This is a genomic window from Rhizomonospora bruguierae (assembly GCF_018397995.1).
GTDB classification, from domain to species: domain Bacteria; phylum Actinomycetota; class Actinomycetes; order Mycobacteriales; family Micromonosporaceae; genus Rhizomonospora; species Rhizomonospora bruguierae.
The window spans coordinates 1-22,250 of the sequence record NZ_BBQH01000035.1; the positions used below are offsets into that span (position 1 = coordinate 1).

The 22,250-nt window shown below is 74.8% G+C and carries 22 protein-coding genes and 1 riboswitch; of the genes, 3 read left to right on the forward strand and 19 right to left on the reverse strand.

The window, feature by feature from the left end; all coding sequences use genetic code 11:
* Positions 1 to 423 precede the first annotated feature (423 nt).
* The 9 genes from pheT to KJS59_RS18865 all read right to left on the reverse strand — a co-directional run bounded on the left by pheT (position 424) and on the right by KJS59_RS18865 (position 8,419).
* Entirely contained in the window at positions 424 to 2,898 is a 2,475-nt protein-coding gene (gene pheT, locus KJS59_RS18825; RefSeq protein ID WP_213454243.1) for a phenylalanine--tRNA ligase subunit beta, read from the reverse strand.
* Between the two features lie 4 nt (positions 2,899 to 2,902).
* The gene (gene pheS / locus KJS59_RS18830; protein WP_213454244.1) at positions 2,903 to 3,985 is read right to left on the reverse strand and encodes a phenylalanine--tRNA ligase subunit alpha; all 1,083 of its coding nucleotides are present in this window, start codon (positions 3,983 to 3,985) and stop codon (positions 2,903 to 2,905) included.
* Positions 3,985 to 4,824, reverse strand: coding sequence for a TrmH family RNA methyltransferase (locus KJS59_RS18835; RefSeq protein ID WP_283775801.1), 840 nt, complete (start codon positions 4,822 to 4,824; stop codon positions 3,985 to 3,987). Before KJS59_RS18835 ends, pheS begins: the two co-directional genes overlap by 1 nt.
* 46 nt (positions 4,825 to 4,870) lie before the next feature.
* Entirely contained in the window at positions 4,871 to 5,263 is a 393-nt protein-coding gene (gene rplT / locus KJS59_RS18840) for a 50S ribosomal protein L20 (RefSeq protein ID WP_213454245.1), read from the reverse strand.
* A 33-nt stretch (positions 5,264 to 5,296) separates the two neighbouring features.
* Entirely contained in the window at positions 5,297 to 5,491 is a 195-nt protein-coding gene (rpmI, locus tag KJS59_RS18845; protein WP_213454246.1) for a 50S ribosomal protein L35, read from the reverse strand.
* A gap of 180 nt (positions 5,492 to 5,671) precedes the next feature.
* Positions 5,672 to 6,313, reverse strand: coding sequence for a translation initiation factor IF-3 (gene infC / locus KJS59_RS18850; protein ID WP_213454306.1), 642 nt, complete (start codon positions 6,311 to 6,313; stop codon positions 5,672 to 5,674).
* A 337-nt stretch (positions 6,314 to 6,650) separates the two neighbouring features.
* Complete coding sequence (locus tag KJS59_RS18855) at positions 6,651 to 7,085, reverse strand: PH domain-containing protein (RefSeq protein ID WP_213454307.1); 435 nt, start codon at positions 7,083 to 7,085, stop codon at positions 6,651 to 6,653.
* A gap of 182 nt (positions 7,086 to 7,267) precedes the next feature.
* Complete coding sequence (gene hisG, locus KJS59_RS18860; RefSeq protein ID WP_213454247.1) at positions 7,268 to 8,113, reverse strand: ATP phosphoribosyltransferase; 846 nt, start codon at positions 8,111 to 8,113, stop codon at positions 7,268 to 7,270.
* A 42-nt stretch (positions 8,114 to 8,155) separates the two neighbouring features.
* Entirely contained in the window at positions 8,156 to 8,419 is a 264-nt protein-coding gene (locus tag KJS59_RS18865) for a phosphoribosyl-ATP diphosphatase (RefSeq protein WP_213454248.1), read from the reverse strand.
* Positions 8,420 to 8,602: 183 nt separating this feature from the next.
* On the opposite strand from KJS59_RS18865, the gene KJS59_RS18870 reads away from it, so the two are divergent.
* Genes KJS59_RS18870 through KJS59_RS18880 form a run of 3 tightly spaced genes read left to right on the forward strand, consistent with a single transcriptional unit; the run spans position 8,603 to position 11,054 of the window.
* Positions 8,603 to 9,475, forward strand: coding sequence for an ABC transporter substrate-binding protein (locus KJS59_RS18870; protein ID WP_249714415.1), 873 nt, complete (start codon positions 8,603 to 8,605; stop codon positions 9,473 to 9,475).
* Positions 9,472 to 10,314: an amino acid ABC transporter permease gene (locus KJS59_RS18875; protein WP_249714417.1), complete on the forward strand. Its 843-nt coding sequence runs from the start codon at positions 9,472 to 9,474 to the stop codon at positions 10,312 to 10,314. The genes KJS59_RS18870 and KJS59_RS18875 overlap by 4 nt, the downstream gene beginning before the upstream one ends.
* On the forward strand, positions 10,311 to 11,054 hold the full coding sequence (locus KJS59_RS18880) for an amino acid ABC transporter ATP-binding protein (RefSeq protein ID WP_283775803.1): 744 nt from the start codon (positions 10,311 to 10,313) through the stop codon (positions 11,052 to 11,054). Before KJS59_RS18875 ends, KJS59_RS18880 begins: the two co-directional genes overlap by 4 nt.
* Here the strand turns inward: KJS59_RS18880 and ribH are convergent.
* The 10 genes from ribH to KJS59_RS18930 all read right to left on the reverse strand — a co-directional run bounded on the left by ribH (position 11,051) and on the right by KJS59_RS18930 (position 22,199).
* Positions 11,051 to 11,518, reverse strand: a complete 468-nt coding sequence (ribH, locus tag KJS59_RS18885; protein WP_213454250.1) for a 6,7-dimethyl-8-ribityllumazine synthase — start codon at positions 11,516 to 11,518, stop codon at positions 11,051 to 11,053. The genes KJS59_RS18880 and ribH overlap by 4 nt on opposite strands.
* Positions 11,518 to 12,720: a bifunctional 3,4-dihydroxy-2-butanone-4-phosphate synthase/GTP cyclohydrolase II gene (locus KJS59_RS18890; protein WP_213454310.1), complete on the reverse strand. Its 1,203-nt coding sequence runs from the start codon at positions 12,718 to 12,720 to the stop codon at positions 11,518 to 11,520. The genes ribH and KJS59_RS18890 overlap by 1 nt, the downstream gene beginning before the upstream one ends.
* 272 nt (positions 12,721 to 12,992) lie before the next feature.
* A complete protein-coding gene (locus tag KJS59_RS18895) occupies positions 12,993 to 13,589 on the reverse strand; it encodes a riboflavin synthase (protein ID WP_213454251.1) in 597 nt (198 codons plus the stop codon).
* Entirely contained in the window at positions 13,589 to 14,635 is a 1,047-nt protein-coding gene (gene ribD, locus KJS59_RS18900) for a bifunctional diaminohydroxyphosphoribosylaminopyrimidine deaminase/5-amino-6-(5-phosphoribosylamino)uracil reductase RibD (RefSeq protein ID WP_249714431.1), read from the reverse strand. Before ribD ends, KJS59_RS18895 begins: the two co-directional genes overlap by 1 nt.
* Positions 14,636 to 14,775: 140 nt before the next feature.
* Positions 14,776 to 14,925: riboswitch (FMN riboswitch) on the reverse strand.
* A 68-nt stretch (positions 14,926 to 14,993) separates the two neighbouring features.
* Positions 14,994 to 16,013, reverse strand: coding sequence for a response regulator (locus KJS59_RS18905; RefSeq protein WP_213454312.1), 1,020 nt, complete (start codon positions 16,011 to 16,013; stop codon positions 14,994 to 14,996).
* A 2-nt stretch (positions 16,014 to 16,015) separates the two neighbouring features.
* Positions 16,016 to 16,726, reverse strand: coding sequence for a ribulose-phosphate 3-epimerase (gene rpe / locus KJS59_RS18910; RefSeq protein WP_376771205.1), 711 nt, complete (start codon positions 16,724 to 16,726; stop codon positions 16,016 to 16,018).
* 81 nt (positions 16,727 to 16,807) lie between these two features.
* Complete coding sequence (locus KJS59_RS18915; RefSeq protein WP_213454253.1) at positions 16,808 to 18,280, reverse strand: RsmB/NOP family class I SAM-dependent RNA methyltransferase; 1,473 nt, start codon at positions 18,278 to 18,280, stop codon at positions 16,808 to 16,810.
* The gene (gene fmt / locus KJS59_RS18920) at positions 18,277 to 19,218 is read right to left on the reverse strand and encodes a methionyl-tRNA formyltransferase (protein WP_213454254.1); all 942 of its coding nucleotides are present in this window, start codon (positions 19,216 to 19,218) and stop codon (positions 18,277 to 18,279) included. The genes KJS59_RS18915 and fmt overlap by 4 nt, the downstream gene beginning before the upstream one ends.
* Positions 19,219 to 19,222: 4 nt before the next feature.
* Positions 19,223 to 19,795 (reverse strand): peptide deformylase, encoded by a 573-nt coding sequence (gene def, locus KJS59_RS18925; protein ID WP_213454255.1) that lies wholly within the window; start codon positions 19,793 to 19,795, stop codon positions 19,223 to 19,225.
* A 376-nt stretch (positions 19,796 to 20,171) separates the two neighbouring features.
* A complete protein-coding gene (locus KJS59_RS18930) occupies positions 20,172 to 22,199 on the reverse strand; it encodes a primosomal protein N' (RefSeq protein ID WP_213454256.1) in 2,028 nt (675 codons plus the stop codon).
* Positions 22,200 to 22,250: the final 51 nt, after the last annotated feature.

Here is a 22,250-nt window from a genome sequence, read left to right on the forward strand (position 1 = left end):
GTGACCGCGAGCCCTCGCGAGGCGAGCGCGATGCCGAGCGGCAGGCCGACTCGGCCGCAACCGCCGACGATGACCGCGTCGCGGCTGAAGCCGCCCCCGTTGGCCATGGCTCTCCCTTTTCTCCGGTTCGTCCTTGACCGCGGCGGCTGCCCGCTTCGCAATAGCGGTCAGGATAACGTGTGGCACGGGAGCACCACGCGCCAGAAGGGCACCCTCGCGTGGATGCGAACGGTGACCCGCCCTCGGCGCAGGCCCACTCCGCCTGTGCTATCACGGCAGGCCGCGGCCGGGCGGCGGCCCGGTGGTTCGGTACCCGGTAGTTGACAGCGCGGACGATTGCCGGCGGACCGGCCAACCGCCCGGCCGTCGATCTTGTGTCAGATGATGAGGACTCGGGAAATCGGGATATGGCCGGTGGCGCGGTCAGCCCCGCAGGCAGGCGCCGACCGCGCGGGCCGCCTCGGCGACCGCGGCGTCCCGGGCGGCCACCGCCTCCTCCACGGTCAGCGTCCGGTCCGGCGCGCGGAACGTGAGCTTGTACGCCAGCGACTTGCGCCCCTCGCCCACCTGGGCGCCGGCGTACACGTCGAACAGGCGCACCGCCTCCAGCAGGTCGCCGGCGCCGCTCGCCAGCGCCCGCTGCACGCTCGCCGCCGGCACCTCGGCGCCGACCACGAGGGCCACGTCGATCAGCGCGGGCGGGAACGCGGAGATCGCCGGGGCGGCGACCACCTCGGCCAGGGGGACCGCGTCCAGATCCAGCTCCATCGCGCAGGTGCGCCGGGGCAGCTCCGCCGACGCACAGACCGCCGGGTGCAGCTCGCCAGCGTGGCCGACGGCGCGCCCGTCCACCCGGATCTCGGCGCACCGGCCGGGATGCCAGGGCGCGTACTCGGCCGCGGCCACCTCGACCCGGCCGGCGGCGATACCCGCCGCGGCGAGCACCGTGCGGGCCGCCTCCACGGCGTCCGCCCAGCCGGCCGGGCGGCCCCCGCCCCACCAGCCGGCCGGCTCCACGTCCCCGGCCAGGACCACGGCGGCGTGCCACGGCTGCTCCGGAACGAAGCCCTCGGCGGTGGCGAGTTGAGCCGGCGTCGGGCGCTCCTCCACGCCCATGCGCGGCGGGACGCCGGTGACGCCGGGCCGCGGGCGGAAGACGGCACCCAGCTCGAACAGGGCCACCTCCCGCTGGCCCCGGCCGACGTTGCGACGCAGGGTGGCCAGCAGCGGCGGCAGCAGCGAGGTACGCAGCGCCGGCTCCTGCTCGGAGATCGGGTTCACCAGCCGGAGCACCGCGCGGCGCGGGTCGTCGGCCGGCAGCCCCAGCGCCGCCAGGTCGGCCGGGCCGACGAACGGGTAGTTGAGCGCCTCGGTGTAGCCCGCCTCGGCCAGCGCCCGGCCGACCGTGCGACGGCGCCGCTGCTGCCGGGTCAGCCCCCGCCCGGCCGGCGCCAGCGGCAGCAGGCTCGGCACCCGGTCGTACCCGTCCAGCCGCACGACCTCCTCGACCAGGTCCGCCGGGTCGGTCAGGTCGGGCCGCCAGGTCGGCGGGGTGACCTCCAGCCGGTCCCCGGCCGGGGCGACCGCGCAGCCGACCTCCGCCAGCAGCGCCACCACCCGCTCCGGCGGGTACGGGACGCCGGCCCGGCGCGCCGGCAGACTCTCCTCCAGGGTGATCGTGGCCGCCGGGCGGCGGTGGTCGATGTCCAGGACCTCCGGGGTGGCCTCGCCGCCGCCGTACTCGACCAGCAGGGCGACCGCGCGGGCGGCGGCGATCGGCGGCAGCACCGGGTCCACGCCCCGCTCGAAGCGCTTGCTCGCCTCGCTGGGCAGCCGGTGCCGGCGGGCGGCGCGGGCCACCGTCGCCGGATCCCAGTGCGCCGCCTCGAACAGCACGTCGGTGGTCGCGTCCGAGACCTCGGTCGTGCGACCGCCCATGATCGCGGCGAGCGAGATGACGCCACTGTCGTCGGCGATGACCAGGTCCCCCGGGTCCAGGGCGCGCTCCTGACCATCCAGAGTGGTCAGCCGCTCCCCGGGCCGGGCCCGCCGGACCACGACCTCGCCGCGCAGCGCCCCCGCGTCGAAGGCGTGCATCGGCTGGCCCAGTTCCAGCATCACGTAGTTGGTGATGTCCACCGCCAGCGAGATCGCGCGCACCCCGGCCTGGGTGAGCCGGCGGCGCATCCACTCCGGCGACGGCGCCAGCGGGTCGGTGCCGCGCACCAGCCGCCCGTAGTACCGGTCGCAGCCGACCGTGTCCTCGACCCGCAGGGGGTACGCGGGCCGCTCGGTCGCCACGGCCGGGGCGTACCGGGAGGCGGGGTCGGTGAACGGCAGGCCCAGCGAGTGGGCCAGCTCGCGGGCGATGCCGCGCACCGAGAAGCAGTACCCGCGGTCCGGGGTGATGTTCAACTCCACCACCACGTCGTCCAGCCCCACCCGCGGACGCGCGTCCTCGCCCGGCCGCGGGCCGGCCGGCAGCACCAGGATGCCGGCGTGATCCTCGCTGATCCCCAGCTCCCGGCCCGAACAGATCATGCCGTCGGACAGCTGACCGTACGTCTTGCGGCTGGCGATCGCGAAGCCGCCCGGCAGCACCGCACCGGGCAGCGCCACCACGACGAGGTCGCCCTCGGCGAAGTTCGTGGCGCCGCAGACGATCGAACGGGGCTCGGCCTCGCCGACCTCCACCAGGCAGTGCCGGATCGGCTTCTTGAACCCGGTCAGCTCGGTGATCCGCACGACCCGGCCGACCACCAGCGGCCCGGTGACCGTCGAGGCCAGATCGGTGATCTCCTCGACCTCCAGGCCGACCCGGACCAGCGCCGGCTCCAGCGTCGCCGGGTCGGTCGGCGCGGCCACGAACTCGCGCAGCCAGGACACCGGTACCCGCATCGCGTCAGACCTCCATGCCGAACGCGCGGCTGAACCGCACGTCCCCCTCGACCATGTCCCGCATGTCCGCCACGCCGTGCCGGAACATCAGCGTGCGCTCGATGCCCATCCCGAACGCGAAGCCGGAGTACTCATCCGGGTCGACGCCGCAGGCCCGCAGCACCCGCGGGTTGACCATGCCGCAGCCGCCCCACTCCACCCAGCGCGGGCCGTCCCGGTGCTGGGGGAACCACAGGTCGAACTCGGCGGACGGCTCGGTGAACGGGAAGTACGACGGCCGCCACCGGGTCCGCGCGTCGGCGCCGAACATCTGCCGGGCGAAGTGGTCCAGCGTGCCCTTCAGGTGGGCCATCGTGATGCCCCGGTCGACGACCAGCCCCTCCACCTGGTGGAACACCGGCGTGTGGGTGGCGTCCAACTCGTCGGTCCGGTAGACCCGGCCCGGGCAGACCACGTAGATCGGGGGCTCGCGGGTGAGCATCGTGCGCGCCTGCACCGGCGAGGTGTGCGTGCGCAGCACCAGCCCCGACTCCCCCGCGCCCACCTCGGCGGCGGCCACGAAGAACGTGTCCATCATGGTGCGGGCCGGGTGGTCCGGCGCCATGTTCAGCGCGTCGAAGTTGTACCACTCCAGCTCGACCTCGGGGCCCTCGGCGACCTCGTACCCCATGCCGACGAACAGGTCCTCGATCCGCTCCATGAGCGTGGTCAGCGGGTGCCGGGCGCCGCGCGGGCGGCGGTCCCACGGCAGGGTGACGTCCACCCGCTCCTCGGCCAGCATCCGGCGGGCCCGCTCGGCGCGCAGATCCTCCTGCCGGGCCGCGAAGGCGCCCTCGATCCGGCGGCGGGCCTCGTTGACCCGCTTGCCGGCCTCCGCCTTCGCCGCGGGCGGCAGCGAGCCGATCTCCCGCCGGGCGAGCGCCACCGGCGCCTTGTCGCCCAGGTGCGACGGGCGCAGGGCGGCCAGCGCGTCCAGGTCCGACGCGCCGGCGAACGCCTTCTCCGCCTCGGCGACGGCGTCGTCCAAGGCGTCCTGGGCCAGCATGGCGGCCTGCTTCGGGTCGTACGGGTCGTTGCGGTACGTCATCAGCTCACTCCCGTGGCGGGCGACCGGAACATCGTACGGGGCGCGCCCCGCTGCGCCTTCGCCGAGGCGTACAGACAGACGGCGGCGGCCGCCGCCAGGTTCAGGCTCTCCGCCCGGCCGTGGATCGGGACCCGCACCCGCGCGTCGGCGGCGGCGAGCACCGGTTCGGGCAGCCCGCGCGCCTCCGAGCCGAACAGCCACGCCGTGGGGCCGTCGAGCCCGCCGCCGTCCGCGAGCACGTCCAGATCCGCGTCGCCGTGGCCGGTGGCGGCGAGCACGGTCAGGCCGGTGTCCCGCAGCTGCCGGATCGCCGCGACCGGGTCGGGTTCGCGGACCACGTCCAGGTGGAACAGGCTGCCGGCGCTGGCCCGCACGGCCTTGCCGTTGTACGGGTCAACCGCCTCCCCGGCGAACACCACCGCCCCGGCACCGGCCGCGTCGGCGGTACGCAGCACCGTTCCGGCGTTGCCCGGGTCCCGGATCTCCACGAGGACCGCGGTCAGCCGGCCCGTGTCGGCCTGCCGCAGGGGCACGTCGAGGTGCGCGCAGACGGCCACCAACCCCTGCGGGTTCACGGTTTCCGCCAGCGCGGCGAGCGCGTCGTCGGTCACCCGGCTCACCGGCACGCCGCCGCCGCGCGCCGCGTCCACCATCTCCGCGTACCGGGTGAGCGCCGCGCCCGTACCGAACAGCTCGTGGACCAACCCCGGGCGGCCTAGCGCCTCGCGGACGGCCTGCGGGCCCTCGGCCAGGAACCGGCACGCCTCGTCCCGCTCGCGGCGGCGGTGCAGGCGCCGGGCAGCGACGACCCGGGGGGTCCGCACGGTGTACGGAGCCACCCCGGGTCGATCGTGCTGCTGCACCGTGATCCGGACCGGGTGCCGGTCAGGCCGCCTGCGCCGCCGCGCCGCCGGTGCCCTCGGCCGCGACCGCGGCCCGGGCCACCTCGACCAGCGCGGTGAACGCGGTGGCGTCGGTGACCGCCAGGTCGGCCAGGATCTTCCGGTCGACCTCCACGCCGGCCAGGCGCAGGCCCTGGATCAGCCGGTTGTAGGTGATCCCGTTGGCCCGGGCCGCCGCGTTGATCCGGGTGATCCACAGCTGGCGGAAGTCGCCCTTGCGGTCCCGGCGGTCCCGGTAGGCGTACTGCATCGAGTGCAGCACCTGCTCCTTGGCCTTGCGGTACAGCCGGGAGCGCTGACCCCGGTAGCCGCTGGCGGTCTCCAGCAGGGTGCGGCGCTTCTTCTGGGCGTTGACCGCCCGCTTCACGCGTGCCACGTCAGAACTCCTTTAGTCGAAGGTGGCGCGCGCTCAGCGGCCCAGCAGCTTCTTGACCCGCTTGCGGTCGACCTTGGCCACCTCGACGGTGCCGGTCAGCCGGCGGGTCCGGGTGGAGGGCTTGCCCTCCAGCAGGTGGCGCTTGCCCGCCTGCTCAACGATGAGCTTGCCACGCCCGGTCACCTTGACCCGCTTGCCCATGCCGGTGTGGCTCTTCATCTTCGGCATCTGAAACGATCTCCCTGTCATCCGCCGACGGCGGGCTCGCCGTCGGCGGTGCTCGTGTCAGCGGCACCGGCGAGGTCGCTCACCCCTCCGGTCCCGCCCGTCGTCCGACCGCGCCGGCCGGCCGTTTCCTCCCCGGCCGCCGGGCTCGTCCGGCTACGCCGCGCGCTCGGCCGCTCGGTGTTACTCGACCGCGCCGGTGGCGGCGGCCGCGGGCGGCTCGGGACTGGCCGGCTCGGCGACCCGTCCGGCCTCCCGCTCGGCTCCCCGCACCCGCGCCCGGTCCTCCAGCGCCGCCGTGGCGGCCGCCTTCGTCGCCCGGTGCGGCGCGATCACCATGATCATGTTGCGGCCGTCCTGCTTCGGCGCGGCCTCGACAAACCCCAGGTCCGAGATCTCCTGCGAGAGCCGGTCCAGCAACCGGCGCCCCAGCTCCGGGCGGCTCTGCTCGCGACCCCGGAACATGATCGTCACCTTGACCTTGTCCCCGGCCTTGAGGAACCTGACCACGTGACCCTTCTTGGTCTCGTAGTCGTGTGAGTCGATCTTCGGCCGGAGCTTCATCTCCTTGATGACGGTCTGTTGCTGGTTCCGCCGGGCCTCCCGCGCCTTCAGCGCGCTCTCGTACTTGAACTTGCCGAAGTCCATGAGCTTGCAGACGGGCGGGCGTGCCATGGGCGCAACCTCGACCAGATCCAGGTCGACATCGGCGGCCAGCTGCAGGGCCCGCTCCAGCGGAACGATGCCCACCTGCTCACCCTCCGGACCGACCAGCCGGACCTCCCGTGCCCGGATCTGCTCGTTGACGCGTGGCTCGACGCTGATGGGGCCTCCTCGATTTCGTTACGTCTGGCGGTGCGCCGACCAGCCACCACCGCGCGCTCGCGCGCCGCGGTCGGAGAAAAGCGGAAGGCCCCGGCATCCGCCAGGGCCTGCTCGACCGGCCCGGGCACGTAAGCCGCGCCCGACGCGGGCGGGGCGACCGCCCCAACCGCGCTGACCGGACCCGGCCGCCGGAAGCGACTCGGGTGGGAGCAGGCGCTCCGCTTTTCCCGCCACCCCGTTACCAGGACAGCGTTGGTCGACCCGGTAACCCTATCAGCTCTCGGCCGAAACCCCCCAGCGCACCCCCACTCCGACACGCCGCGGGCGCGCGGCCGGGCTACGAACCCGGTGCCGACTCCGGCACGGGCTGCGGCGCCGAGGAGGCCGCGTGCAGGGCGCGCAGGGCCCGCACGCCCGCCACGGCGTACTCCCTATCGACCGACTGGAGCGCGAGGATCGTGACGGTGTCGTCGTTGACCAGTTCGAGGCTGGCCCACGACGCACCCCGGTCGAAGCAGACCGCGCGCACCACGCTCCAGGGCAGGTCGTAGCCGCCGACCACGTTGCGGATCCGGATGCCGCGCTCGTCGGCGACCGCGGCGGGGCGGGTGAACAGCAGGATGCCGGCGGCGATGAGCACACCCAGGCCGATCATGGCGAGTTGGTCGCCGCGCTGGAAGACGCCCCTGCCGTCGCCGGTGGAGCCGTGCAGGGCGGTGGCGATGCCGCTGAAGAAGACCACCGTCACCGCGGCGAGGGCCCAGCAGACCATCCGGATCCGGCGGGGCCGGATCCGGATGGCCGGCACTGTCGAGGTCGAAGCCGATGCCACCACGGCCCCCAGCCTAGAGGACGCCAGCGTAAGCACCGGCCCAGCGCCCGTTTCGGGAGGATCGGTCGAAACGCGGCGAGGCCCAGGCGACGACCCGGCAACGCGCCGGATCGTCCGGACAGCTAGAGCCGGCAGGCGTGGATGTTGGTCACCAGGATGGCCCGGGCACCCAGGTCGTACAGCTCGTCCATGATCCGGTGCACGTCGGCGTGGCGAACCATGGCCTGGACGGCGACCCAGCCCTCGCGGTGCAGCGGGGAGATGGTCGGGGACTCGATGCCGGGGGTGAGCGCGCTGGCGCGCTCCAGCAGGTCGGCGCGCACGTCGTAGGCGAGCATCACGTACCGGCGGGCCACCAGGACGCCGTGGAGGCGGCGGATGAGCTGGGCGATGGGGCCGTGGTCCGGGGCGGCGTCGCGGCCGACCAGCACCGCGGACGAGATCAGGATGGGCTCGCCCACCGGGACCAGCCCGGCCTGGCGCAGGGTGGCACCGGTGGCGACCACGTCGGCGATGACGTCGGCGACGCCGAGGTGGACGGCGTTCTCGACCGCACCGTCGAGACGGATCAGGTCGGCCTTGACGCCGTGCTCGTCCAGGTACCGCTCGACCACCCCCGGGTACGCGGTGGCGATCCGCCGCCCGGCGAGGTCGTCCAGGGTGGAGAGGGTCTCGGGGCGGGCGGCGAACCGGAAGGTGGCGCCGCCGAAGTCCAGGTCGAGCAGCTCGCGGGCCGGGTTGCCGGCGTCGACGAGCAGGTCCCGGCCGGTGACGCCGAGGTCCAGGTCGCCGGAGCGGACGTAGGTGGCGATGTCGCGGGGGCGCAGGTAGAAGAACTCGACGCCGTTGGGTTCGTCGCGGCAGACCAGGTCGCGGTCGTCGGTGCGCTGCCGGTAACCGGCCTCGCGCAGCATCTGGGCGGCGGGTCCGGACAGGGTGCCCTTGTTGGGGATGGCGATGCGGATCATGGGGTGGAACCTCTCTGGGCGGGGACGGGCCGGGACGAGAGGTCACAGATGTCGGTAGACGTCCTTGAGCTCCAGGCCGCTGGCGAGCATCAGCACCTGCGCCTGGTAGAGCAGCTGGGAGATCTCCTCGGCGGCCCGCTCGGGGCCCTCGTGCTCGGCCGCCATCCACGCCTCGGCCGCCTCCTCGACGACCTTCTTGCCGATGGCGTGCACGCCGCGCTCCAGCGCCGCGACCGTGCCCGAGCCCGGGGTGCCCGCCGCGGCCTTGGCCTGGAGCTCGGCGAACAGCTCGTCGAACGTCTTCACGGGTACCGATTCTGTCAGCCGCACCGGCGGCGGGGGGTCACCGGGGGCGGCCGGTCGTGGCCCAACCCACCTTGATCTTGTATTCGACCGGCCGGGCGCACGGCGAACGGCCGGTATGACGCCCGGCACCGTCACCGGTTTCCCCTGGTCGCGTGCGCATCGGTAGCCCCTATGCTGTGCGCCATGACCCCCCGATCCGCCGCCGCCCTGGCCGCCGCCGCCCTGCTGGCGACGCTCACCGCGTGCGCACCCCAGGACGATGACCCCACCGTCGGCGCGAGCGCCGACGCCGGCGACCAAGCCGCCGCGTGCACCAAGCAGAGCCTGACCACCCGGACCGCCGGCAAGCTCACGATCGGCACCGACGAGCCCGCGTACGAGCCCTGGTTCCGGGACAACAAGCCCGAAAACGGCGAGGGCTTCGAGTCCGCCGTCGCCTACGCGGTGGCTGGGAAGCTCGGGTACGCCCCGGGCGACGTCACCTGGACACGGGTGACGTTCAACAACGCCATCGCGCCCGGGCCGAAGGCGTACGACTTCGACATCAACCAGTTCTCGATCACCGACGACCGGCGCAAGGCGGTGGACTTCTCCGGGCCGTACTACCTGGTCCGGCAGGCCGTGATCGCGCCGAAGAGCAGCAAGATCGCCAATGCGGCCACGCTGGCCGACCTGACCGGCGCCAAGCTCGGCGCGCAGGTCGGCACGACCAGCTACCGGGCGATCACCGACGTGATCAAGCCGGCCGGTTCGCCGCAGGTCTTCAACAACAACGACGACGCGAAGAAGGCGCTCGAGAACGGCACCATCGACGGCCTGGTCCTGGACCTGCCGACCGCGTTCTACATGACCGCCGCCGAACTCGAGAACTCGGTGATCGTCGGCCAGCTGCCGCAGGTGGGCGTGCCGGAGCAGTTCGGCCTGGTGCTGGACAAGGGCTCCGGGCTGACCGGCTGCGTCACCCAGGCCGTGGACGACCTGCGCCGGGACGGCACCCTCGCCGACCTGGAGAAGAAGTGGCTCGCCCAGGTGGCGGGCGCCAAAGAACTGACGTGATCACCGAGGACCGCCCGGTCAGCGCGGCACAGCGGGAGCGGATCGCCTACCGGCGCCGGCAGACGGTCCGCTCCGTCCTGATCGCCGCCGCGTCCACCGGGGTGCTCGGCATCCTCCTGGTCGTCGGGGTGACCGGTTCGCCCGGCTGGGAGCGGGTCCGCGCGTCGTTCCTGGACGGCGCGGTGGCCCGGGACGCGTTCCCGGCCGTCCTGAACGGGCTGTGGCTGAACCTGCGACTGCTGGTGTTCTGCGCGGTCGCGGCGCTCGCGCTCGGCCTGCTCGTGGCGGTGCTGCGCACGCTGCGCGGCCCGGTGTTCTTCCCGGTGCGGGCGCTGGCGACCGGGTACACGTACGGGTTCCGCGGGATGCCGCTGATCATCGTCATCTACGTACTGGCCTTCGGCGTGCCGGGACTGCGGTTGCAGGGCACCCCGAGCGTGCTGGTGCTCGGCGGGGCGGCGCTGGTCATCACGTACGGCGCGTACCTGGCGGAGGTGTTCCGGGCCGGCATCGAGTCCGTGCACCCCAGCCAGCTCGCCGCCGCCCGGTCGCTGGGGCTGACCTACCGGCAGACGATGCGCCACGTGGTGCTGCCGCAGGCGGTCCGGCGGGTGGCGCCGCCGCTGCTCAACGACACCGTGGCGCTGCAGAAGGATGTGGGTCTGGTCTCCCTGGCCGGCCCGATCGACGCGGTCCGCGCGGCGCAGATCACCACCGCCGAGCACGCCAACTTCACCCCGTACATCGTCGCGGGCGTGCTGTTCGTGCTGCTGGCGATCCCGCTGATCGCCGTGACGGACTGGGTGACCCTGCGAGCGGCGAGGCGGCAGACCGGATGAGCGTGCTGGAGTGCCGGGGCGTGACCAAGCGGTTCGGCGGCCACACCGTGCTGAACCACCTGGACCTGACCGTGGCGGAACACGAGGTGGTGGTGCTGATCGGCGCCTCCGGCTCGGGCAAGTCCACCCTGCTGCGCTGCGTGAACCTGCTGGAGGGGATCGACGACGGCACGATCCACCTGGACGGCGAGCACATCACCGACCCGCGGGTGAACCCGGACCGGGTGCGGCAGCGGATCGGGATCGTGTTCCAGGCGTACAACCTGTTCCCACACATGACCGTGCTGGACAACATCACGCTGGCCCCGCGCCGGGTGCACCGGCGGGACCGGGCCGAGGCGGAGGCGAAGGCGCTCGACCTGCTCGGCCGGGTGGGCCTGGCCGACCGGGCCCGCTCCTACCCGGACCGGCTCTCCGGCGGCCAGCAGCAGCGGGTCGCGATCGTCCGGGCGCTGATCAACGAGCCGCGGCTGATGCTGCTGGACGAGGTCACGTCCGCCCTCGACCCGGAACTGGTCGGCGAGGTGCTGACGATGATCCGCGACCTGAAGGCGACCGGCATGACCATGGTGCTGGCCACCCACGAGATGGGCTTCGCCCGCCAGGTCGCGGACCGGGTGTGCTTCCTGGAGGGCGGCGCGGTGCTCGAATCGGGCCCGCCCGAGCAGGTCCTCGGCGACCCGGTCCAGCCGCGCACCCGCCAGTTCCTGCGCCGCATCATCGAGGCGGGGCGGCTCTAGAGGGCGCGGATGGCCAGGGCGGCTTCCAGGGCGGCGACCGTCGCGGACCAGCCCTTGTCCTCGGCGGAGCCCGGCAGGCCCGCCCGGTCCCGGGCCTGCTCGACCGTGTTGACCGTCAGCACGCCGTGCGCGACCGGTACCCGGGCGTCCAGCGCCACCCGGGTCAGACCCTCGGTGACCGACTTGCACACGTAGTCGAAGTGCGCCGTGGCGCCCCGGACCACCACACCCAGCGCCACGACGGCGTCGCAGCGCTGCGCCAGGGCCTGCGCCACCACCGGCAGCTCGACCGAGCCCGCGACCCGGCTCACCACGACGTCGGTCACGCCGCACGCCTTCGCCGCCGCGACCGCCCGGTCCAGCATGTGGTCGGTCAGCTCGCCATGCCACCGGGTGGCGACCACCCCGACCCGCAGCCCGGACGCGTCGACCGTGGACGGTTCCGGCTCGCCGAACCCCGCCATCAGGCCAGCCCCTCGATCAGGTGTCCCATCCGGTCCCGCTTGGTACGCAGGTAGCGCACGTTCTCCGGGTGCGGGCGGACCGGCAGCCCCTCCCGCCCGACGATCTGCAGGCCGTACCCCTCCAGGCCGGCGCGCTTGGCCGGGTTGTTGGTGAGCAGCCGCATCGTGCGGATGCCCAGGTCGTACAGGACCTGCGCGCCGGTGCCGTAGTCCCGGGCGTCGGCCGGCAGACCCAGGTCGAGGTTCGCGTCCACGGTGTCCCGGCCCTGGTCCTGCAACTGGTACGCCTGAAGCTTGTGCAGCAGGCCGATCCCGCGCCCCTCGTGGCCGCGCACGTACAGCACCACCCCGCGGCCCTCGGCCGCCACCCGCGCCATCGCCGCGCGCAGTTGCGGCCCGCAGTCGCAGCGCAGCGAGCCCAGCACGTCGCCGGTCAGGCACTCCGAGTGGACCCGGACCAGCACGTCCCGCCCGTCCCCGAGCTCGCCGTAGACGAGGGCGACGTGCTCGTTCGGGTCGTCGGTGGCCCGGTAGCCGACCGCCGTGAACACCCCGTACTCGGTCGGGATGCGCGCCTGCGCCACCCGCTCCACCCGCCGGTCGGCCCGGCGCCGGTAGGCGATCAGATCGGCGATGCTGACCAGCGCCAACCCGTGCTCGGCGGCGAACCGGCGCAGGTCCGGCAGGCGCATCATCGTGCCGTCGTCGTTGACCAGTTCGCACAGCACCCCGGCGGGGCGCAGGCCGGCCAGCCGGCACAGGTCCACGGCCGCCTCGGTGTGCCCGGCACGGCGCAGCACGCCGCCGTTGCGCGCCCGCAGCGGCACGACGTGGCCGGGGCGGGCCAGGTCCGTCGGGCTGGTCGACGGGTCGGCCAGCAGCCGGATCGTGTGCGCCCGGTCGGCCGCCGAGATGCCGGTGGTGACCCCCTCCCGGGCGTCCACCGTCACCGTGTACGCGGTGCCGCGCCGGTCCTGGTTGGTGTGGTACATCGGCGGCAACTCGAGGCGGTCCGCCTCCGCCTCGGTGACCGGCGCGCACACGTACCCGGACGTGTACCGCACCATGAACGCCATGAGCTGCGGCGTCGCCAGCTCGGCGGCGAAGATCAGGTCGCCCTCGTTCTCCCGGTCCTCGTCGTCGACGACGACGATCGGCTTCCCGGCGGCGATGGCGGCGATGGCGCGCTCGATCGGGTCCAGCCCGGTCCGCTCCGGCGCGTCCTGCGGCGCGGTCACGGTGCCCGCCTGTCGTTCGCGACTGCGGTACTTCCTCCGCAACCGCCCGCCAGCGTGCTCCGGGCGTTCCTCGCGCTCACAGTGCCCGCCTTTCGTTCGCGACTGCGGTACTTCCTCCGCAACCGCCCGCCAGCGTGCTCCGGGCGTTCCTCGCGCTCACAGTGCCCGCCTTTCGTTCGCGACTGCGGTACTTCCTCCGCAACCGCCCGCCAGCGTGCTCCGGGCGTTCCTCGCGCTCACGACCGCACCCCCGCCACCAGCTTCTCCACGTACTTGGCGATCACGTCGACCTCCAGATTGACCAGCCCGCCGACCTCGCGCCGGCCGAGCGTGGTGAGCTCCAGGGTGGTGGGGATCAGGCTGACCGTGAACGCCTCGTCGGTCACCGACACCACGGTCAGCGATACCCCGTCCACCGTGATCGAGCCCTTCTCCACCACGTACCGGGACAGCCCCGGCGGCAGCGCGACGGCCACGTCCTCCCACCGCTGCCCCGGCGTGCGGGACAGCACCGTGCCGACGCCGTCCACGTGGCCCTGCACGATGTGCCCGCCCAGCCGGGTCCGCACGGTGGCCGCGCGCTCCAGGTTCAGCGGGTCGCCCGGGCCCAACGCGCCCAGCGTGCTGCGGTCGAAGGTCTCCTTCATCACGTCGACCTCGAAGGTCTCCCCATCGACGCCGACCACGGTCAGGCAGACGCCGTTGACCGCGATCGAGTCGCCGTGCCGGGCGTCGGCGGCGACCAGGGGACCGCGCACGGCCAGCACCCCGCCCTCGCCGTGCCAGTCCAGCCGGACCAGCTCGCCCAGCTCCTCCACGATGCCGGTGAACATCAGGACTCCTCCTTGCGGGCCTTGGGCCGCGGCACGGCGACCAGGCGCAGGTCCGGCCCGACCCGGGTCACCTCGGTCACGTCCAGGTCGATCGCGTCGGCGATCGTGCGCACGCCGGCACCGGCCAGCGCCGGCGGGCCACCGCCGAGCACCTTCGGCGCCACGTACCCGACGACCCTGTCCACCAGGCCGGCGGCCAGGAACGCGCCGGCCAGCGTGGGACCGCCCTCCAGCAGCGCGGCGCGCACACCCCGCCGGTACAGCTCGGCCAGCATCGCGACCAGGTCGACCCGGCCGTCCGGGCCGGCGCCGACCTCGGCGACGGTGGCGATCCAGGTCGGCGCGACGGCGTCCCGGACCTGCGCGTCCCGCGGGGTGCGGCCCCGGCTGTCCACCACGACCCGCATCGGCTGACGGATCGCGAGGGTGCCGTCGCGCAGGTTGCGGGCGGTCAGCCGGGGGTCGTCGGCGAGCACCGTGCCGACCCCCGCGATCACCGCGTCGACGGTGCCGCGCAACTGGTGCACGTCCATCCGGGCCGCCTCGGAGGTGATCCACATGCTGGTGCCGTCCTCGGCCGCCGACCGCCCGTCCAGCGTCGCCGCGTACTTCCAGATCAGGTACGGGCGGCCCCGGCGCACCGCGGTCAGCCAGGCCAGGTTGCCGGCCTCCGCCTCCTCGGCGCGCACCCCGGTGACCACCTCGACGCCGGCGGCCCGCAGCGCGTCCACGCCGCCGGCCGCGAGCGGGTTCGGGTCGGTCACGGCGATCACCACCCGGGCGATCCCGGCCCGGATGATCGCCCGGGTGCACGGACCGGTCCGGCCGGTGTGGTTGCAGGGCTCCAGGGTGACCACCGCGGTACCGCCCCGGGCCCGCTCGCCGGCCTGCGCCAGCGCCACGATCTCCGCGTGCGGCCCGCCCGCGTACGCGTGGAAGCCCTCGCCGACGACGGCGCCGGCGGCGGACAGCAGCACGCAGCCGACGACGGGGTTGGGGCTGGTGGAACCCAGTCCACGGGAGGCCAGCGCGATGGCACGCGCCATCGCCTCACCGACCGGAACTCCGGCGCCGCCCTCGGTCACTGCCGCCCTCCGTGCCGCCCGCGCTCGACCTGCGCGCTCGCGGGGCGACGGGGGCATGGGCGGAACGGGCGGCGCGACGCCGCGACGGGCCCCGACCGTCCGCGCGCTGTCTCCCATCCGGACTGTGACCGTCGGCTCCGGAATCTCACCGGATCCACCGGCCATTGGCTATGACCGGGTCGCGGGCTGCCCCGGGCGTTTGCCCCGGAGATCACCGCCGGTTCGGAATTTCACCGATCCCGCCAGCGCGTGGTGGGTTAATAGCAAGAGTCTGACACGCCCGGCGCCCGGACGCGACCGCCTCGGGAAGCGACCGCCGTCACAGCACCGGCCGGGGCGGCGCGGGCTCCTCGGGCCGGCGCGGGTACGGCGCCGCCGGATCCTCCTCCTCCACCGAACGGCGCCGGTCCACCGCCACGAACGAACCGGGCTGCGTCTTGGCCACCTTCTTCATCTCCGATGACACCGCGATCACCTCGCGCGGGTCGGCGAACCCCCGGGCCGTGGACAGCGCCACCCCGACCGAGAGCGTCACCAGGTTGGCCCGCTGCACGTTGCCCCGGCGGTCGGTCAGTTCCAGGTAGCCGCGCTTGGCGTCGGCCGGGTCGTACAGGTCGTCGGCGGACCGCTCGAAGTCGATCACCGCGGCCTCGGTCAGCGGGCGCACCTGGTCCGGGGTGCACACGGCGATGAAGTCGTCGCCACCGACGTGGCCCAGGAACGCCGGCGGCAGCCCCACCGACACCACCGCCCGGTGCAGGCTGCTGGCCAGCGCGCTGATGAACTCGTCGCCCCGCATGAACCCGTACGCGTCGTTCACCGTCTTGAACCGGTCGATGTCCAGGTAGCAGACCGCATAGTCGGCGCCGCTGCGCACCCGGTCCCCGATCTCCCGGAGGATGCGGGTGTTGCCGGGCAGCCCGGTCAGCGGGGATACCTCCCGGAACTCCTGGTTGCGCCGCAGCGTGGAGCGCACCCGGGCGATCAGTTCCAGCGTGTCGAACGGCTTGACCAGGTAGTCGTCCGCACCCGCGGTCAGGCCGTTGACCTTGTCCACGGTCAGGCCCTTCGCGGTCAGCATGATGATCGGCAGCGCGGAGGTCATCGGGTCCGCCCGCAGCCGCCGGGTCAGTTCCAGACCGTCCATCCGCGGCATCATCAGGTCGACCACAGCCAGGTCCGGGCGCTCGTGCCCGATCAGTTCCAGGGCGTGCACGCCGTCCGAGGCGATCCGCACGTCGAACCCGTGCAGGCGCAGGTTCACCTCGACGAACCGGGCGATGTCGGCGTCGTCGTCGACGACCAGGATCAGGTCGACCTTCTCCCCGCCCGGCTCGATGGTCACCGCCCGACCTCCGGGCCCCCCGCGGCCCCCGTTCCACCGGCCGCCGCCGCGGCCCGGGCCCGCAGGCGGCGGACCGCCTCGGCCGGGTCGTCGGCGCCGTACACCGCCGTGCCGGCCACGAACGCGTCGGCGCCCGCCGCCGCCGCCGCGGCGATCGTGTCGGCGGCGATGCCCCCGTCCACCTCGATACGCACCTCCAGGTGGCCCGCGTCCACATGCCGCCGGGCGGCGCGCACCTTCGCCAGCATCTCCGGCAGGAACGCCTGCCCGCCGAAACCGGCCTTGATCGTCATGATCAGCAGGGTGTCGAAGTGCGGCAGCAGCTCCAGATACCCCTCCACCGGGGTGTCCCGGTCGATCGCCAGCCCGGCCCGCGAGCCCGCCGCCCGCAGATCCTTCGCCAGCGCGGCCGGATCCGCACACGCCTCCGCGTGGAACGTCACGTTGTACGCGCCCGCCTCCGCGTAGGACGGCGCCCACCGGGCCGGCCGCTCGATCATCAGATGCACGTCGAACGGCAGCTCGGACGCCTTCAGCAGGCTCTGCACCACCGGCAACCCGATCGTCAGGTTCGGCACGAAGTGGTTGTCCATGACGTCCACGTGCAGCCAGTCCGCGGCGCCCGCCACGGCCCGGGCCTCATCGGCCAGGTGAGCGAAGTCGGCGGCGAGGATGCTGGGCGCGATGACGAGCGGTGCGGCGATCACCGCGCCAGTGTACGAAGCCGGCCCGCCGCAACCCACCCCGTCCGGCGATCATGCGATGGCGGGGCGGGCGCGGCGCGCTGATCAGGTGCGGCGCAACAGGGCCAGGAACATCGCGTCGGTGCCGTGCCGGTGCGGCCACAACTGGACGGTCGGCCCGGTACTCAGGCCGGGCATGCCCGCCGGCAGCAACGGCCGGGCATCGACCAGGTCCACCGGGTGCGCCGCCCGGCGCGCCGTCTCGGTGACCGTCACCTGCGTCTCGGCCACGTGCGGCGAGCACGTCACGTACGCCACCAGCCCGCCGGGACGCACCGCGCGGATCGCCGCCGCCAGCAGTTCCCGCTGCAGGCGGGTCAGCGGCGGCAGGTCACTCGGCTGCCGACGCCAGCGGGACTCCGGACGCCGGCGCAGCGAACCCAGGCCGGTACACGGCGCATCCACGAGAACCCGGTCGAACGCCCCCTCGGGCAGCTCCGGCTCGCGCCCCACATCCCGGCCATCCGCGTGCAGCACGGTCACCGGCAGCCCGCGGACCGCGCCCTCCACCAGCCGGGCCCGGTGCTCGGCCACCTCGACCGCGGTCACTCGCGCCCCGCGCAGCGCCGCCAGGCTGCCCAGCAGCGCCGACTTGCCGCCCGGGCCGGCGCACAGGTCCAGCCAGCGCGCGTCCGGGCCGTCCAGCGCGGCGTCGGCCAGCGCCACCGCCACGAGCTGCGAGCCCTCGTCCTGCACGTGCGCCCGCCCCTCGGCCACCGCCGGCAGGTCGCCCGGCGCGCCGCCGGTCAGATACACCGCGTACGGGCTGAAGGCGCCGGGGGCACCGCCCACCTCGTCGGCCAGCTCCGCCGCGTCGGCCCGCCCCGGACGGGCGCACAGATGCACCGGCGGCCGCTCGTTGTCCTCGATCAGCAGCCGGCGGACCTCGTCCAGGTCCCCGCCGAGCGGCTCCGCGAACGCCCGCACGATCCACTGCGGGTGGCTGTACGCGATCGACAGGTGCCCCACCGGGTCGTCCGCCTCGGCCGGGGCGACCAGCGCCACCCACTCCTCGAACGTGTGCCCCGCCACCGACCGCAGCACGGCGTTGGCGAACCCGACCGCACCCGGAGCCACCGAGCGCACCAGATCCACCGCCGACGAGACCGCCGCGTGCGCCGGTACCCGCGTGTACAGCAACTGGTACGCACCGATGCGCAGCGCGTCCCGGGCCGGCGGATCGATCCGGTCGACCGCCCGGTCGGCCGCCTTCGCCAGGATCGCGTCCAGCGTGCCCAGCGCCCGCAGGCTGCCGTAGGTCAGCTCGGTGGCCAGGGCCGCGTCCCGGCCCTGCAACCGCATGTCCCGCAGGATGTCCGGGAGCACCAGGTTCGCGTACGCGCCGTCCCGGTGCACCGCCGCGAGCGCCTCGTACGCCGCCTGCCGCGCCGGGTCCGCCGGTGGCCGGCCGGCCCGCGGCGCCCGGCCCGGGCGCGGATCACGCGGACCACCCGGCCCGCCACCGAGCCGCCGCGGGCGCCCCGAACCCCGGGGGCGCTCGGCGAAGTGACCGGTCATCCGAGGCTCTCCCGCGACGCGGCCGGATCGGCGCCCAGGCGCAGCCCGCGCGCCCAGTCCGGCGCCGGCATCGCCCTCTTGCCGGCCGCCCGGACCTCGCCCAGCACCACCGGCACCGTCCCGGTGCCGACCAGCACCCGGTTCCGCTCCACCAGCAGGTCACCCGGCTTCAGTTCCGGCCCGTCGGCCAGCACCGTCACGGGACCCAGCTTCAGCCGCTCACCCCGGAACGTGGTCCACCCGCCGGGCGCCGGCGTGCACGCCCGCACCCGCCGGTCCACCGCGAACGCCGGCTCGGACCAGCGCACCTCCGCGTCCTCCACGGTGACCTTCGGCGCCAGCGACACCCCGTCCAGCGGCTGCGGCTCGGCCTGCGCCGTGCCGTCCTCGATCGCGTCCAGCACCGCCACGAGTAGCCCCGCGCCCGACCCGGCGAGGCGCTCCAGCAGGTCACCCGAGGTGTCCCGCGGGCGGATCGCCTCGGTCGCCGTCCCGTACACCGGGCCGGTGTCCAGCCCGGCCGCCAGCCGGAACACGCTCGCCCCGGTGATCTCGTCCCCGTGCAGCACCGCGTGCTGCACCGGCGCCGCGCCCCGCCACGCCGGCAGCAGCGAGAAGTGCAGGTTCACCCAGCCGTGCCGGGGGATGTCCAGCGCCACCTGCGGGACCAGGGCGCCATACGCCACCACCGGCGCGCAGTCCGGCGCCAGGGCCCGCAGCCGCTCCAGGAACTCCGGCTCCCGGGGCCTGGCCGGCGTCAGCACCTCCACCCCGTGCTCGTCCGCCCAGGCGCCCACCGGCGACCGGACCAGCCGCCGCCCCCGCCCGGCCGGCGCGTCCGGGCGCGTCACCACCGCCACCAACTCGTGCCGGGACGCGGCGACCGCCGCCAGCGCGGGCAGCGCGACAGCCGGCGTACCGGCGAAAACCAGCCGCACCCGATCAGCCACCCAGGCCGAACGGGCTGCCCGCCGCCGGGCCGAGCCCGTGCGGGCTCACCTTCACGGTCGGCGGTGCCGCCGGGTCGTACCACTCCGCCTGGCGGATCACCCTCATCGCCTCCTTGCGCGCCTGCGGGTCCAGCCGGTCCACGAACAGCACGCCGTCCAGGTGGTCCGTCTCGTGCTGCACGCAGCGCGCCATCAGCCCGGTGCCGACCAGCTGCACCGGGTCCCCGTATTCGTTGAAACCCTTCGCGGCGACGTTCTGCCGGCGCTTGGTGTCGAAGTACAGCCCCGGGATGGACAGGCAGCCCTCCGGGCCCTCCTGCTCCTCCTCGTCCGGGAACTCCAGCACCGGGTTCACCAGGTGCCCCACCACGTCGTCCACGTCGAAGGTGAACACCCGCAGCCCCACACCGAGCTGCGGCGCGGCCAGCCCCGCGCCCTCCGCGTCCCGCATCGTCTCGGTCAGGTCCGCGACCAGCCGCCGCAGCTCCTTGTCGAAGTCCACGACCGGCTCCGCGGGTATGCGCAGAACCGGATCGCCGAACAGGCGGATGGGCTGGACGGTCACACGTGCTCCTCGAACGGCGGGTCAACCCGCCCAGTCTATGTGTGCCCCTTGCCGACCGCCCTGGCCGTGTCCCCGGCTCGCCGGCCGGCGTTGAGCCCGCCCGAGTCGCCGCCGCCACACACCGCAAGGCGTCCTAGGAGGATAGGAGGTATTCCTCACCGACAGCACCTCGACGAGAAGGTGACCCCGGCGCGGGCCAGTGCGGGTCGCCGCTCAGCTCCACTCGCGCGCATCGCCCACCGATCAGTCGTCAACCAGGGCGTCCGCCAGGGCCGGCGGTCTACCAGCATCTCCCCACGGCCCGCACCGCTCCCGCTGGTCGGCCAACTCGGCGGCGCTCGCTCCGGCCATGGACCGCACGCCCGCCTTGGTGCCGCTAGAGCAGGTCAAGCGGGTCGATCTGAACCCGGACCGGGGAGGCGGCCTTGCGGGCGGTGCGGACGCCGACCGCCTCGTGCAGTGCCCTCGCCAGCGCCGCGGCCTGCCCCCGCGGGACCCGGATCAGCATGCGTTCCTGCTCCGGGGCGGCCGGGGCGGGGACCGGGCCGAGTAGCTGCGCCGCCGCCGGCAGCCGGGCGGCGGCGAGCAGGTCGGCGACCGCGTCCGGGGCGCCGGTGAGGGTGGCGACCCGGGCGGCCGGCGGGAAGCCCAGTTCCCGGCGTTCGGCGAGTTCGCGGGCGGCCAGCCAGACCGGGTCCCAGCGGAGCAGGGCCTGGACGGTGGGCAGGGAGCCGTCGGCGACCACGACGACCCGGCCGCCGTCACGGGCGGGGCGGGCCAGGGCGGCGGCGGCGAGCCAGCGGCGCAGGGCCTCCTCGGTGGCGCGCAGATCGGCGCGGGTGAGCAGGGCCCAGGCGTCCAACAGCAGGACCGCGCCGTACCCGCCGGCCGCCACGGGCTCGGCGCCGGGCGTGGCGACCACCAGCGCCGGGGCGGCCGGCACCGAGGTCAGGATCTCGTCCCGGCCGGAGGTGCGGACCGGCACCCCGGCAAGCGCACGCCCCAGTTCCTCGGCCGTGCGGCGGGCGCCGGTGACGGCCGCGCGGAGACGGCGGCCGCCGCAGGCCGGGCAGGCGTACGCGGTGGCGGCCCGGCCGCACCAGCGGCAGCCCGCGGTGGCGCCGGCGGAGCCGAGTTGCAGCGGCCCGGAGCAGTGGGGGCAGCGGGCCGGGGCGCGGCAGTCGGCGCACGAGACGGCGGGCAGGTAGCCCCGCCGGGGCACCTGGACGAGCACCGGCGCGCCGGCGGCCAGGGCGGAGCGGGCCGCCTGCCAGGCGACGCTGGGCAGCCGGGCGGTGACGGCGCCCGGGTCGCGGGCCAGCTGCGCATCGTCGCCGGTGGGCGCCACGGCCGGGGCGTACCGGCGGACCGTCTCGCGGTCGGCGGCGATCGGGTGCGCCCAGCCGGTCTCGATGAGCTGCTGCGCCTCGGCGGTGCGGGCGTACCCGCCGATCAGCGCCGCCGCCCCGGCGAGCTGGGCGCGGGTGAGCAGCACCTCGCGGGCGTGCGGGTACGGCGCCCGGGGCTCGGCGTGCAGGTCGTCACCGTCGTCCCAGATGGCCACGAGCCCCAGGTCGGGGACGGGGGCGAACATGGCGGCCCGGGTGCCCACGACGACGGTCGCGCCGCCCCGCGCGGCGGCCAGGAACGCCCGGTACCGCTTGGCGGGGCCGAGCGCGGCGGAGAGGGCGACGTGCCGGCCGGGGCCGAGTGTGCTCGCGAGCGCGGCGTCGAGGCGGTCGAGGTCCCGGTTATCAGCGACGACGAGGACGGCGCCGCGACCCCCGCGTGCGGTGGCGGCGGCGGCCTCGGCCAGCCGGGCCGGCCACTCCTCCCCCGGCAGCGCCGACCAGACGGCCCGGGGCGCGCGCCCGTCTTCCAGCGCACGCAGCAGCGCGGCACCCGCCGGATACCGCGCCCAGCGCGAGGAATCGATCGACGGGGCCGGGCCGGGCGGTTCGCAAGGCGCGGCGGCCGACTCGGTGCGGGCGTGCCGTGGGGGGACCGCCAGGCGCAGCACGTCGGCGAGGCTGCCGGCGTACCGGTCGGCCACCGCCCGGGACAGCGCCGCCACCTCCGGGGTGAGCACCCGCTCGGGCGAGACCACCCGCTCCAGGTACGACAGCTTGGGCAGCTCCGAGGACTCCACCCGGTCCAGCAGCCAGCCGTCCACGAGCTGCCCGCCGAAGCGGACCCGGACCCGCACGCCGGGCCGGGCCGCCTCGTCGAGGTCGGCCGGCACCCGGTAGTCGAACGGCCGATCGAGGTGGGCGAGGGGCACGTCGACGCAGACGCGCGCGACCGGTAGCCGTTCGGCCGGCTGCCGGTCACCACGCTTACGCTTCGCGCCGCCCGAGGCGCGGGCCCCCGCGGCGCCAGCACCGCCCGAGGCACGAGCCCCCACAGGGCCGCTGGACGCCCGAGCACCGCCCGAGGCACGAGCCCCCGCAGCGTC

Coding starts and splice junctions, on each gene's coding strand:
- KJS59_RS18855 (WP_213454307.1), bottom strand. CDS start 7,085: ATGGTCTGCTGGGCCCTCGCCGCGGTGACGGTGGTCTTCTTCAGCGGC.
- rpmI (WP_213454246.1), bottom strand. CDS start 5,491: ATGCCGAAGATGAAGAGCCACACCGGCATGGGCAAGCGGGTCAAGGTG.
- KJS59_RS18880 (WP_283775803.1), top strand. CDS start 10,311: ATGAGCGTGCTGGAGTGCCGGGGCGTGACCAAGCGGTTCGGCGGCCAC.
- KJS59_RS18895 (WP_213454251.1), bottom strand. CDS start 13,589: ATGTTCACCGGCATCGTGGAGGAGCTGGGCGAGCTGGTCCGGCTGGAC.
- KJS59_RS18915 (WP_213454253.1), bottom strand. CDS start 18,280: ATGACCGGTCACTTCGCCGAGCGCCCCCGGGGTTCGGGGCGCCCGCGG.
- ribD (WP_249714431.1), bottom strand. CDS start 14,635: ATGGCGCGTGCCATCGCGCTGGCCTCCCGTGGACTGGGTTCCACCAGC.
- hisG (WP_213454247.1), bottom strand. CDS start 8,113: ATGATCCGCATCGCCATCCCCAACAAGGGCACCCTGTCCGGACCCGCC.
- KJS59_RS18870 (WP_249714415.1), top strand. CDS start 8,603: ATGACCCCCCGATCCGCCGCCGCCCTGGCCGCCGCCGCCCTGCTGGCG.
- pheS (WP_213454244.1), bottom strand. CDS start 3,985: ATGACGTACCGCAACGACCCGTACGACCCGAAGCAGGCCGCCATGCTG.
- ribH (WP_213454250.1), bottom strand. CDS start 11,518: ATGGCGGGGTTCGGCGAGCCGGAACCGTCCACGGTCGACGCGTCCGGG.
- pheT (WP_213454243.1), bottom strand. CDS start 2,898: ATGCGGGTACCGGTGTCCTGGCTGCGCGAGTTCGTGGCCGCGCCGACC.